This is a genomic window from Blastococcus sp. CT_GayMR20 (assembly GCF_004570345.1).
Genome location: NZ_SPQM01000130.1, coordinates 1 through 12,607, shown reverse-complemented (window position 1 = coordinate 12,607; position 12,607 = coordinate 1). Strand labels below are relative to the sequence as shown.

Below are 12,607 nucleotides of genomic sequence, written 5' to 3'. Positions count from 1 at the left end.
GAAGAGGTCCCCGACATCGACTACAGCGACATCGGTGGCCTCTCCCGCCAGATCGAGCAGATCCGGGACGCCGTCGAGCTCCCGTTCCTGCACTCCGACCTGTTCCGCGAGTACGAGCTGCGCCCGCCGAAGGGCATCCTGCTGTACGGGCCGCCCGGCTGCGGGAAGACGCTGATCGCCAAGGCGGTGGCGAACTCGCTGGCGAAGAAGGTCGCCGCTGCGAAGGGCGACGGCGACACGAACCAGGGGAAGTCCTACTTCCTCAACATCAAGGGCCCCGAGCTGCTCAACAAGTACGTGGGCGAGACCGAGCGGCACATCCGGCTCGTCTTCCAGCGGGCCCGGGAGAAGGCCAGCGAGGGCACGCCGGTCATCGTGTTCTTCGACGAGATGGACTCGATCTTCCGGACGCGCGGATCGGGTGTGTCCTCCGACGTCGAGTCGACGATCGTGCCGCAGCTGCTCAGCGAGATCGACGGCGTGGAGGGGCTGGAGAACGTCATCGTCATCGGCGCCTCCAACCGCGAGGACATGATCGACCCGGCGATCCTGCGGCCGGGCCGGCTGGACGTGAAGATCAAGATCGAGCGGCCGGACGCCGAGGCCGCGCGCGACATCTTCAGCAAGTACCTGACGACGACGCTGCCGATCAACCCCGAGGACCTGGCCGAGCACGGCGGCAGCCGCGAGATGACCATCGCCGGAATGATCCAGCGCACCGTCGAGCGCATGTACACCGAGAGCGAGGAGAACCGCTTCCTCGAGGTGACCTACGCCAACGGTGACAAGGAGGTCCTGTACTTCAAGGACTTCAACTCCGGCGCCATGCTGCAGAACATCGTCGACCGGGCGAAGAAGATGGCGATCAAGGAGCACCTGGAGACCGGGACGTCGGGTCTGCGGGTCAGCCACCTGATGGCGGCGTGCCTGGACGAGTTCAAGGAGAACGAGGACCTGCCCAACACGACCAACCCCGACGACTGGGCCCGGATCTCGGGCAAGAAGGGCGAGCGGATCGTCTACATCCGCACGCTCATCAGCGGCAAGGGCAACGAGTCCGGGCGGGCGATCGACACGGCGACGAACACGGGTCAGTACCTCTGATCCCAGCGCCTCGACGGCCCGGTCCCTCACGAGGGGCCGGGCCGTCGGCGTCTCTGCGGTGGGTGCCGTCGAGGCGTGCGGCGTCTGAGGCCGTCGACAGGCCGTAGCAGCGGGCCCTACCGTGCCCAATCGGCCGAGGAGGGCACGCCATGACGGGTGAGGCGTGGGTTCTCGCGGCGACCGTCTTCTTCTCCGGGCTCGCGGCCGGCCTCTTGGGAATGCTCTGCACGATCATGCGCCCGATGCTCGCGGAGATGGACGGCCGGGACTTCCGCAGCTTCATGGAGGCGTTCCTTCGATTCGCGCACCATTCCTGGGGAAAGGTCTTCAACCTCGCCTGGGCGCTGGGGATGTTCCTACTGCCCGTGGTGGCGCTCGTGCTGCTCTGGGACGACCGCGGCTCCACCTCGTTCGTACTCACCGCGATCGGCCTGGTGATCGTGTTCGTCGGCGTCATCGTCCTCTCGAACGCCGTCAAGACGCCTCACTACAAGGTCATATTGGCGTGGAACCCCGAGGCGATGCCGCCGAACTGGGAAGCGGGGCGCGAGAAGTACTTCACGATCAACTGGATCCAGATGGCGACGACCTGGTGCGCATTCGCCCTCTTCATCGGGGCCCTGACTGCCCTCTAGGGCCGCCGTCAGCAGGCCGTCGGCGTCTCTGCGGCGGGTGCCGACGGCGGACGCCTAGGGTTGGCGCATGAGCGTGCGGCGTGTCATGGGCACCGAGGTCGAGTACGGCATCTCGGTGCCCGGACAGCCGACCGCCAACCCGACGACGCTGTCGAGCCAGGTCGTGAACGCCTGGGCGGTGGCGGGGGCGCCCACGCCGCGGCGCCCGCGCTGGGACTTCGAGGAGGAGTCGCCGCTGCGCGACGCTCGCGGGTTCGACCTCTCGCCGGCGCAGGCGCTGGACCACAACGACCTCGACGAGGACACCGGGATGGCCAACGTCATCCTGACCAACGGGGCGCGGCTCTACGTCGACCACGCGCACCCGGAGTACTCGACGCCAGAGGTCACCAACCCGCGCGACATCGTCCTGTGGGACAAGGCGGGGGAGCAGGTGATGGCGGAGGCGGCGCGGCGCGCGGCACGCATCCCCGGCAATCCGACGATCCAGCTCTACAAGAACAACACCGACGGCAAGGGGGCCTCGTACGGGTCCCACGAGAACTACCTGATGGACCGCAGGACGCCGTTCATCGACATCATCCGGGGCCTGATCCCGTTCTTCGTGACCCGCCAGGTGTTCGCCGGCAGCGGTCGGGTGGGCATCGGCACGGAGGGTCGCGCGCAGGGCTTCCAGCTGTCGCAGCGCGCCGACTTCTTCGAGGTCGAGGTGGGCCTCGAGACGACGCTGAAGCGGCCGATCATCAACACCCGCGACGAGCCGCACGCCGACGCGGACAAGTACCGCCGGCTGCACGTGATCATCGGCGACGCCAACCTGGCGGAGCTGTCGACCTACCTCAAGGTCGGGACGACGTCGCTCGTGCTGGCCATGATCGAGGCGCGGGCGCTGCCGCGGGACCTCGCGATCGAGGACCCCGTCGAGGCGCTGCAGGCGATCAGCCACGACCCGACCCTGAGCCACAAGGTGCGGCTGCGCGACGGCCGGCAGATGACGGCGCTGGAGGTCCAGGAGGTCTACCTCGAGCAGGCGGAGAAGTTCGTCGCGACGCAGGGGGAGAGCGACGAGCTGACCCACGACGTGCTGCGCCGGTGGGCCGAGGTGCTGCATGACCTCGCGATCGACCCGATGCGCTGCGCCGACCGGCTGGACTGGCCGGCCAAGCTGCGGCTGCTCGAGGGTTACCGGTCGCGGGACGGGCTCGGATGGGGCGACTCGCGGCTGCACCTGGTCGACCTGCAGTACTCCGACGTGCGGCCGGACAAGGGGCTCTACAACCGGCTGGTGGCCCGCGGCTCGATGCAGCGCCTGCTGACCGACGAGGAGGTCACGCGGGCGATGACCGCGCCGCCGTCGGACACCCGGGCGTTCTTCCGCGGGGAGTGCCTGCGCCGGTACCCGGCCCAGGTGGCCGCAGCGTCGTGGGACTCGGTCGTGTTCGACCTCGGCCGGGAGAACCTCGTGCGGATCCCCACGATGGAGCCGCTGCGGGGCACACGGGAGCACGTCGGGGCGCTGTTCGAGGCGTCCGCCACCGCGCAGGAGCTCGTGGACACCATCACCGGATCGTGATCGACGGCCCGTCCGTGTGACCCGAAACGTCACATCCTGCGGGTAACTTCAGCGCAGCAGCAGTTCCGAAAGACCGGGAGGGCAAGCGATGGCCACCAGGGACACCGGCGGGCAGCAGAAGGCGACGCGGTCGCGCGAGGAGACCGACGAGGTCGAGGCCTCGGTCGATACGGAGACCGCCGAACGCCACAAGGAAATGACCGATGACGTCGATTCCTTGCTGGATGAAATTGACGAGGTATTGGAAGAGAATTCGGAAGAATTCGTTAGGCAGTATGTACAAAAAGGGGGCCAGTGAATAATTGCGTACAAAATCTGCGCAATGGCTCTCAAGTTCTGCAAGGACTGTGACGACTACCGCCCAGTCGGGGATTTCACGAAGAACGCTCGGACACGAGACGGCTTAGCGTTCTACTGCCGTGAGCACCTGGCGAAGCGCTCCCTCCACAGTCGCGAGGCGCGTCGCACTCGTCCGCGCGTGCAGCGGCGCCCCTCGGAGAAAGTTGTCATCCCCGCGGGGCATAAATGGTGCGCCGACTGCGATCGGGTCCTACCTGTCGAAGAATTCGTCAGGACTGTCGCGTCGACCACCGGCTACGGCTCCTACTGCAAGCCTTGTCACAATGCGAGGGGCAAACTCGCGAAGGACAGGGTCGGCGGGTCACGGACGTACCACCTGACGCGCCGGTATGGGATCACGGCCGCAGAGGCCGACCACATGCTTCGTAACCAGGGCGGAATGTGCGCGATCTGCCGAGTGGCCCCGGCTGCGCATGTCGACCACGATCACGCCACCGGAGCCGTCCGAGCGTTGCTGTGTTTCAACTGCAACGGCGGTCTGGGCCAGTTCAAGGACGATCCGGACGTGTTGCGTGCCGCGGCCGAATACGTGCAGTTCCACACCCTGAGCCAGCGCGTGATCGCCGTCGCCGCAGCTGCTGGGCTCGGATCGGTCCGGACCATCCGGCCGGGGGAGCCGCCGGTAGGGTCGCAACGACGGCCAGGCACGCACGGCACCAGCGCGCGGACCACGGGGCGGAGCAGCGGGTCACGCCGGCGTGAGCAGGCGGGAGAGGCGGATGGGTGAGCGATCAGTCGAGCGGCCGGAGCGGGTTCCCGCCCGCCTACCTGGACCGGGTGGGCTCCTCGTTCACCGACTTCCTCGCCACCACCGCGCCTGACCTGCTGCCCGGTCGCCGGCCCGTCCCGATGCTGCCCGTGGGTGAGATCGCGCCGCACGGCACCACGATCGTCGCGGTCACCTACGAGGGCGGCGTCCTCATGGGCGGCGACCGCCGCGCCACCATGGGCAACCTGATCTCCAGCCGCGACATCGAGAAGGTCTACCCGGCCGACTCCTACAGCGTCATCGGCATCGCCGGCGCCGCGGGCATCGCGATCGAGATGGTCCGGCTCTACCAGGTGGAGCTCGAGCACTACGAGAAGATCGAGGGCCTCACGATGTCCCTCGACGGCAAGGCCAACCGCCTCGCCGCGATGATCCGCGGCAACCTCGGTGCAGCCCTGCAGGGCCTCGCCGTCGTCCCGCTGTTCGCCGGCTTCGACCTCGACGCCGCCGAGGGCACCGCACCCGGCCGCATCTTCAGCTACGACGTCACCGGCGGGAACTACGAGGAGCGGGGCTACGCAGCCGTCGGCTCCGGCTCCCTCTTCGCCAAGAACTCGCTCAAGAAGACCTGGCGCAGCGGCCTTCCCGCCGACGCCGCCACCCGCACCGTCGTCGAGGCCCTCTACGACGCCGCCGACGACGACTCCGCGACCGGCGGCCCCGACCCCGTCCGCCGGCTCTACCCGATCGTCTACCGGGTGGACGCCGAGGGCGCCGTCCGCCTCACGGAGGCTGAGATCGCCGCCGTCGCCGACACGATCGTCAGCGAGCGGGCCGAAGCCGACCGCCAGAACATGCCGCGGGAGGCCTGAAGCCATGACCATGCCGTACTACGCCTCGCCCGAGCAGCTCATGCGGGACCGCTCGGAGTACGCCCGCAAGGGCATCTCCCGCGGCCGCAGCGTCGCCGTCCTCACCTATGCCGACGGCGTCCTGTTCATCGCCGAGAACCCCAGCTCGACCCTCCACAAGGTCGGCGAGCTCTACGACCGCATCGGCTTCGCCGCGGTGGGCCGCTACAGCGAGTTCGAGAGCCTGCGCGTCGCCGGCGTCCGCCTGGCCGACGTCCGGGGCTACTCCTACAACCGCCGCGACGTCACCGGCCGGGTCATCGCCAACGCGTACGCCCAGACCCTCGGCGAGATCTTCACCCAGCAGACCAAGCCCTTCGAGGTCGAGCTCTGCGTCGCCGAGGTCGGCGACCGGCCCGACAACGACCAGCTCTACCGGCTCACCTTCGACGGCTCCATCGTCGACGAGCCCGACTTCGTCGTCATGGGCGGCCAGGCCGAGGCGGTCACCGGCCACCTCCGCGACAACTTCCACTCCGGCATGGGCCTGTCCGACGCGCTCGAGGTCGGCGTCGCGGCGCTGTCGGCGGTCAGCCCCGTCACCGCTGGCGCCACCAACGGTGGCCCCACCCGCCTGACCGGCGCGCAGCTCGAGGTCGCCGTCCTCGACCGGCGCCGTCCCAAGCGGGCCTTCCGGCGCGTCGTGGGCTCGGCACTGCGCACCCTGCTCGGGGACGAGACCCCCGCGCCCGACGACCGCGAGCCGGCCACCACGACCCACGCCCCGAGCGTCCCCGAGCCGGGCACCCCGCCCGGTCTCGGTGACCCCGCCAACCCCGACACCGCCGGGGGCACCGAGCACGACCCGCAGGACTGACGGTGCCGAGGTACCGCGTCAACGAGGCCGCCGTCGACCACGCCCGCAGGCTGATCGACGACGGGAAGTACGACGCCGACACCGAGTGGTCCGACGCCGCGCCCTCCGCGGACGACGAGAACGCGGAGATCGACAAGCGCGGCTACGAGGGCCTGAGCGCCTGGTATCTCGCGATCGACCCGGACGCGAACGAGGAGACGAAGAAGCGGTACGCGTTCCCGTACGGCGACTTCCGCACGGTCAACCGCGCCGCGCTGATCCACGGCAAGCAGCGGGCCTCCCAGAACGGGCACGACGCGATCGAGAAGGCCGCCGACGAGCTCCTCCAGCACCTCGACGCGACGCGCGACGGCTGAACGTCACCCGATCGGAACGCGCCGGGGCGCAGTGACGCGGCCACTGTCGCTCCCGGCGCCTAGTCTCGGATCGTGGACCGACGGATCTTCGGCATCGAGACCGAGTACGGCGTCACGTGCACCTTCAAGGGTCAACGCCGGCTCTCCCCGGACGAGGTCGCCCGCTACCTGTTCCGGCGGGTGGTCTCCTGGGGGCGCAGCTCCAACGTCTTCCTGCGCAACGGCTCCCGGCTCTACCTCGACGTCGGCAGCCACCCCGAGTACGCCACCGCCGAGTGCGACGACCTCACCGAGCTCGTCGTCCACGACAAGGCGGGGGAGCGCATCCTCGAGGGCCTCCTCGTCGACGCCGAGCAGCGCCTGGCCGAGGAGGGCGTCACCGGCGACATCTACCTGTTCAAGAACAACACCGACTCTGCGGGCAACAGCTACGGCTGCCACGAGAACTACCTCGTCGGCCGGCACGGCGAGTTCAGCCGGCTCGCCGACGTCCTGATCCCGTTCCTGGTCAGCCGCCAGATCGTCGTCGGCGCCGGCAAGGTCCTGCAGACACCCCGCGGCGCCATCTACTGCGTCAGCCAGCGCGCCGAGCACATCTGGGAGGGCGTCTCCAGCGCCACGACTCGGTCCCGGCCGATCATCAACACCCGCGACGAGCCGCACGCAGACGCCGAGCGCTACCGCCGGCTGCACGTCATCGTCGGCGACTCCAACATGAGCGAGACGACGACGCTGCTCAAGGTCACGATGACCGACCTCGTGCTGCGGATGATCGAGGCCGGCGTCCCGATCAAGGACATGACGCTGGAGAACCCGATCCGCGCCATCCGCGAGATCAGCCACGACATGTCCGGACGGCGCAAGGTCCGGCTGGCCAGCGGCCGCGAGATGTCCGCGCTGGAGATCCAGTCGGAGTACCACTCGCGGGCCGCCGAGTTCGTCGACCGGGAGGGCTGCAGCCCCGAGCACCGGCAGATGCTGGAGCTGTGGGGCCGGGTGCTCAAGGCCGTCGACACCGAGGACCTCAGCCTGATCGACCGTGAGGTCGACTGGGCGATCAAGTTCTCGCTGATCGAGCGGTACCGCGCCAAGCGGGACCTGCCGCTGAGCCATCCGCGCATCGCCCAGATGGACCTGGCCTACCACGACATCAGCCGACGCCGCGGCCTCTACTACCTGCTGGAGCGGGCCGGCCAGGTCGAGCGGGTGGCCCACGAGCCGCGCATCTTCGAGGCCAAGAACGTGCCCCCGCAGACCACCCGGGCCCGGCTCCGCGGCGAGTTCATCCGCAAGGCGCAGGAGAAGCGCCGCGACTTCACCGTCGACTGGGTGCATCTCAAGCTCAACGACCAGGCCCAGCGCACCGTCCTCTGCAAGGACCCGTTCAAAGCGGTTGACGAGCGCGTCGACAAGCTCATCGCCAGCATGTGAGCGCGGTCCGGCCATCCCAGACGAGGGGCAGCGTGCGAGTTCCGTTTCCGGGCCGTCTGCGGCCCGCCGTTTCTGCGCCCAAGGGCTCCTTGGCCCCGTACGCGCTCGGTGTCGCCGTCACCTGGAACATCTCGAACGTCGGCGGGGCGCCCGAGCTGATCGCCGCACGATTCGACGTCGACCTGGCCAGCGTCGGACTGCTCACCAGCGCCGTGTTCCTGGCCCAGGTCGTCACGCAGATCCCGGGCGGGCGACTGATCGACCGTCACGGTCCCCGGCGCGTCGGCCTCGCCTGCCTGCTGTTCTGCGCTCTCGGCAACGGTGCCATCTTGTGGACACCGGACCTGGGGTGGGCGGTCGCGCTGCGCTTCCTCGTCGGGATCGGCTCCGGGGTCGGATTCGTGGCAGGCGCGACGTACATCCGGCTCCTGGGCGGGGCGGGCCAGGCCCAGGGCGTGTACGGCGGGTTCTCGATCGGCGGCGGCGGACTGGCGATCGCGACCGTGGCCTGGTTGAGCCAGTACGCGGGCTGGCGCGCGGTCTTCGCGTCGAGCGTCGTCGTCGCCGTGGCGGCGATGATCGCGCTGCTGGTCTCGGCACCCACGAAACGCGCCGACCCGTCGCACGTCGCCCTGCGGATCCGCCCCCTGCTGTCGAGCCCCGTCATCTGGCGGCTGGCCGCCGCCCAGGCTGCGACGTTCGGCTTCAGCATCCTCGTCAGCAGCTGGCTGGTCGTGTTCCTCGTCGACCGCGACGGCATGTCTCCCAGCGAGGCCGGGATCGTCACCGGCCTGGTCCTCGTCGGCGGCATCCTCGGGCGCCCCTGGGGAGGATGGGCCGCCCAGCGCCACCCCGAACGTCGGCGCCTGACCGTCGTGCTCAGTCTGGTCGCGGCCGGCGTGAGCCTGCTCGTCCTGGTCCTCGTCCCCGGTCTGCCGACCGCTGTCGCCTGCACGGCGATCTTCGGCTTCGCCGTGGGGGTCCCCTTCGGCCCCATCTTCGACACCGTGACCCGCGCACACAGCGCCGGCCCGGGCCTGGCCATCGCCGTGATGAACGCCCCCGCGATGGTGCTCATCGCCGCAGGCACCCCGCTGATGGGTGTGGCGCTGTCCCAGTGGAGCCGGCCCGGCCTGGCGTTCCTGGCCCTCGGCGTGCCACTCCTGGCCCTGGCGACGCTGGCGCAGCTGGGTAGAGGCGCCGCTCAGGCCGAGAGCACCGCCCCGTCGTCACCCGCAACCGCGGGGACCGACGCAGGCGTGCGGGCAGCCGACAGCCGGCAGCCGTAGCGCGCCGTCAGCGGCCGAGGGTCAGGGCGCTGCCTCGCCGGACTCCGGCGCAACGTCGTTCCCCTCGGGCACGGGCACGCGCAGGGCAGCGAAGCGCCCCGCCGCGGCCGCCGCCAGGAAGTACGCCCGCTCCTCGGGATACCCACGCCCCATGGTCCGCAGGGGCACCGGGGAGAGGCCCAGGGCGTCGTCCAGGCCATCGGTGTCCACCCACACCACCGGGTTCCGGTCCGGCTGCCCGGCGAGGTCCTCGTCGACCTGGCCACCGAGCTCCGACGTCAGCCCGCGGGGTGCGACCAGCGTGACCCCGCCCAGCGCCACCCGGCCGAACGCCGTCAACGAGTGGTGTGACACGCCGCGGTGACGCGGCCGCGGGTCGGCGTCGGAGATCCGCAGCGCGCCGATCGCCTCGCCGCCCAGCACCGTCACCGCGTTGCACGCCTCTCCCGCCGCGACACCGGAGAAGCCCCAGGGCGTCCCGGTGCCGAGGTTGCCCGGTCCCTGCGTGACGATCGCGAGGTCGGCGCCGAGCACGTGCCGGGCGGCCAGCAGCCCGGTGTGCACGGTCACCGCCTCGAGATCGCCGCCGAAGGCCTGCCCGACCGTGACGGTCCCGACGAGCGAGGCGGCGAGGCTGTCCAGCGTGCGCGAGAACGCGGCCGGCAGGGCCCCGCCGTCCTGCATCACGTAGGCGACCTTCAGGTCCGGATCCGTGGCGAGCATCCCGATCAGCACCGCCGGCAGCGCCGAGTGCAGGTCGGCGACGACGACCGGCATGCCGCCGAGGTCGTCGGCCTCGGCGAGCAGCTCGTGGTGCTCGGTGTCCTGCTCGTCGACACCGGTGACCGTCACCTGCAACGGCGTGTAGCGCGCCTTCACCAGGTGGCCGGGCCCCGCAGGGTCGTCGGGCAGCCGATCCGGGACGGCGACCACCATCGCGACCCCACCCGTGCCCAGCCCCTGGGCGAGCGCCGTGGTGTTGAGCAGGACGCCGTCCCCGACCTGGGGGATGCCGACCATCGACGGGTAGGCCAGCGCACGCAGCTCGCCCTCGCCGGGCACCTCGACCGTCAGCTCCAGGCTGTCCCGGCCCCGGCGGCCGGTGGCCGTCACTGTCCCGCGCCGCCAGCGGATGCGGGACGGCGGCGGGGGCGAGGCGGAGAAGGGCATGACCGCAGGCTAGCCAGCCCTTCGGACGGCGGCCCACCGGCGGCGGAGGAGTCGCCGCGGCTGACTAGCCTGAGCGGCATGGCAGCCAAGCGGGCGGAACGACTGGTGAACCTGGTCATCGCCCTGCTGAGCACCCGGCAGTACGTGACGGCCGCCAAGATCCGTGCCACGGTGCCCGGCTACGAGCCCGACGACGGCAGCGACCGCGCCGACGAGGCCTTCAAGAGGATGTTCGAGCGGGACAAGGCCGAGCTCCGCGAGATGGGCGTCCCCCTGGAGACCGGTCGCACCAGCGTGTTCGACACCGAGGACGGCTACCGGATCGCGCGCGCCGACTACGAGCTCCCCGAGATCCACCTCTCCGGCGAGGAGGCCGCCGCCGTCGGCCTCGCGCTGCGGCTGTGGGAGTCCGCCCAGCTCGCCGGCCCGGCGCACAGCGCGCTGGTGAAGCTCAAGGCGGCCGGTGTGGACGTCGACAGCTCCCGAGCGATCCCGCTCCAGCCGCGGCTCGACGCCGGCGAGCCGGCCTTCGAGCCGTGCTACGCCGCCGCCCGCGACCGCCGGCAGCTCGAGTTCGGCTACCAGCGACCCGACGAGGACGCACCGGCCCGCCGCCGGGTCCAGCCGTGGGGAGTCGTCGCCTGGCACGGGCGCTGGTACCTGGTCGGCCTCGACCTCGACCGTGGTGCCGAGCGGGTGTTCCGGCTCTCGCGGGTCGTCGGCACGCCCAAGGCCACGGGCCCGGCCGGCGCCTTCGAGCCGCCGACCGACCTCGATCTCGGGGCGGTGGTCGCGGGTCAGGTGGGGGGAGCGGAGCACCTCGTCGTCGTGCGTGCCCGGCCGGGCACCGCCATCGGCCTGCGTCGCCAGGCGACCCCGCTCGGCGCCGCCGAGGACGGCGACGACCGGCTGCAGCTGCGCACGACCGAACCCGGGCGGCTGGCCGACCAGCTGGTCGCCTACGGCGCCGACGTGGTGGTCGAGGGGCCGGCCGAGGTCCGGGACGCGGTGATCGCCCGGCTCTCCCGCCTGGCCGCGATGGGGGAGAGCGCGTGACGAGCACCGGCACCACCGACCGGATGACCCGCCTCCTGGCGCTGGTCCCGTACCTGACCGCCCGTCCCGAGGGCGTCGCCCTGGCCGAGGCCGCGCGGGACTTCGGCGTGACCGAGCGGCAGCTGCGCAGCGACCTCGAGCTGCTGTGGATGTGCGGCCTGCCGGGCTACGGCCCCGGCGACCTCATCGACCTCGCCTTCGAGGGCGACCGCGTCCGGGTCACCTTCCCCGCGGGCATGGCGCGCCCGTTGCGCCTCACGACCGACGAGGCCGTCGCGCTGGTCGTCGCGCTGAAGACCCTGCTGGAGCTGCCCGGCCTGGCCGAGCGCGAGGCCGTCAGCCGGGCACTGGCCAAGGTGTCGGCGACGGCCGGGCATGCCGTGGAGCGGGTCACGCCGGTCGCGGTCAGCGTCGACGCCCGCGACGAGGCGCTCGCCGTCGTCCGGGAGGGGCTGGAGCGCAAGCGCGCGCTGCACCTGCACTACTACGTGCCCACGCGCGACGAGCGCACCGAGCGGACCGTCGACCCCATGCGGCTGCTGCTCGTGGACGGCCGCGGGTACCTCGAGGCGTGGTGCCGCCGCGCCGAGGGCGTCCGGCTGTTCCGCCTCGACCGCGTGGACGACGTCGTCGTCCTCGACGAGCCGGCCGCCCCGCCGCCGCAGGCCCACGAGCGCGACGTCGACAACGGCATCTACCAGCCCGATCCGCGCTCCCCGGCGGTGCGGCTGCGGCTGTCGCGCAGCGCGCGCTGGGTGGCCGACTACTACCCGGTGGACTCGGTCACCGCCGTCGACGACCCGCCGGGCGGGCTCGCGGTCACGGTGCGCACCGAGGACCTCTCCTGGGCCCGCCGGCTCGTGGCCTCCCTCGGCGGCGAGGCGTCGGTGGAGGAGCCGGCCGCGCTCGCCGCCCAGGTGGCCGCCGACGCCCGGGCCGCACTGGCGCGTTACGGCGGGGAGCCCGCCGGTTAGGGTCGGCCCGTGCTGCTCCTGATGGTCTGGATCGTCGCCGTCGTCCTGGCGCTGGTCGTCCTGGGCTCGATCGCCTACGGCCTCCTCGGGGCCGCCGGGCGGCTGGCGGACGCCGGCGTGCGGGTGGAGGTCCCCCTGTACGGGCTGGCGCCCCAGCACACCTACCGGGATGCCAATCCCTTCGTGCACGAGGTGTACCGGCAGCTGGCCGTCGAGGAGCCG

Annotated in this window: 13 protein-coding genes and 1 pseudogene; 13 read left to right on the top strand and 1 reads right to left on the bottom strand. The window is 71.2% G+C overall.

Going from position 1 to position 12,607, the window contains the following annotated elements; translation table 11 throughout:
• The 10 genes from arc to E4P40_RS21860 form a co-directional block, all read left to right on the top strand.
• Nucleotides 1-1,104 (top strand): proteasome ATPase (gene arc, locus E4P40_RS21905; RefSeq protein ID WP_135160534.1); only part of this gene is annotated, 1,104 nt, incomplete at its 5' end.
• A 149-nt stretch (nt 1,105-1,253) separates the two neighbouring features.
• Entirely contained in the window at nt 1,254-1,739 is a 486-nt protein-coding gene (locus E4P40_RS21900; RefSeq protein WP_135160533.1) for a hypothetical protein, read from the top strand.
• A 67-nt stretch (nt 1,740-1,806) separates the two neighbouring features.
• Complete coding sequence (dop, locus tag E4P40_RS21895; protein WP_135160532.1) at nt 1,807-3,312, top strand: depupylase/deamidase Dop; 1,506 nt, start codon at nt 1,807-1,809, stop codon at nt 3,310-3,312.
• Between the two features lie 88 nt (nt 3,313-3,400).
• Entirely contained in the window at nt 3,401-3,610 is a 210-nt protein-coding gene (locus E4P40_RS21890; RefSeq protein ID WP_135160531.1) for a ubiquitin-like protein Pup, read from the top strand.
• Nucleotides 3,611-3,634: 24 nt separating this feature from the next.
• Nucleotides 3,635-4,399 carry an endonuclease VII domain-containing protein gene (locus tag E4P40_RS29545; RefSeq protein ID WP_135160530.1) on the top strand — a complete coding sequence of 255 codons (765 nt, stop codon included), beginning with the start codon at nt 3,635-3,637 and terminating at the stop codon, nt 4,397-4,399.
• A complete protein-coding gene (prcB, locus tag E4P40_RS21880; RefSeq protein WP_135160529.1) occupies nt 4,396-5,253 on the top strand; it encodes a proteasome subunit beta in 858 nt (285 codons plus the stop codon). Before E4P40_RS29545 ends, prcB begins: the two co-directional genes overlap by 4 nt.
• Before the next feature lie 4 nt (nt 5,254-5,257).
• Nucleotides 5,258-6,109: a proteasome subunit alpha gene (gene prcA, locus E4P40_RS21875; protein WP_135160528.1), complete on the top strand. Its 852-nt coding sequence runs from the start codon at nt 5,258-5,260 to the stop codon at nt 6,107-6,109.
• 2 nt (nt 6,110-6,111) lie between these two features.
• Nucleotides 6,112-6,465: a hypothetical protein gene (locus E4P40_RS21870; RefSeq protein ID WP_135160527.1), complete on the top strand. Its 354-nt coding sequence runs from the start codon at nt 6,112-6,114 to the stop codon at nt 6,463-6,465.
• A gap of 72 nt (nt 6,466-6,537) precedes the next feature.
• Nucleotides 6,538-7,896, top strand: coding sequence for a Pup--protein ligase (gene pafA / locus E4P40_RS21865; RefSeq protein WP_135160526.1), 1,359 nt, complete (start codon nt 6,538-6,540; stop codon nt 7,894-7,896).
• An 89-nt stretch (nt 7,897-7,985) separates the two neighbouring features.
• Nucleotides 7,986-9,185, top strand: coding sequence for an MFS transporter (locus tag E4P40_RS21860; protein ID WP_167762335.1), 1,200 nt, complete (start codon nt 7,986-7,988; stop codon nt 9,183-9,185).
• Nucleotides 9,186-9,206: 21 nt separating this feature from the next.
• Here the strand turns inward: E4P40_RS21860 and E4P40_RS21855 are convergent, their stop codons facing one another.
• Nucleotides 9,207-10,355, bottom strand: coding sequence for a DUF3866 family protein (locus E4P40_RS21855; RefSeq protein ID WP_135160524.1), 1,149 nt, complete (start codon nt 10,353-10,355; stop codon nt 9,207-9,209).
• 78 nt (nt 10,356-10,433) lie between these two features.
• On the opposite strand from E4P40_RS21855, the gene E4P40_RS21850 reads away from it, so the two are divergent.
• From E4P40_RS21850 to E4P40_RS29100, 3 genes and pseudogenes are all read left to right on the top strand, one after another.
• Nucleotides 10,434-11,411, top strand: coding sequence for a WYL domain-containing protein (locus E4P40_RS21850; protein WP_135160523.1), 978 nt, complete (start codon nt 10,434-10,436; stop codon nt 11,409-11,411).
• Nucleotides 11,408-12,385, top strand: coding sequence for a WYL domain-containing protein (locus E4P40_RS21845; RefSeq protein WP_209305456.1), 978 nt, complete (start codon nt 11,408-11,410; stop codon nt 12,383-12,385). The genes E4P40_RS21850 and E4P40_RS21845 overlap by 4 nt, the downstream gene beginning before the upstream one ends.
• A gap of 9 nt (nt 12,386-12,394) precedes the next feature.
• Nucleotides 12,395-12,607 (top strand): annotated as a pseudogene (locus E4P40_RS29100) (hypothetical protein); the annotation flags it as partial.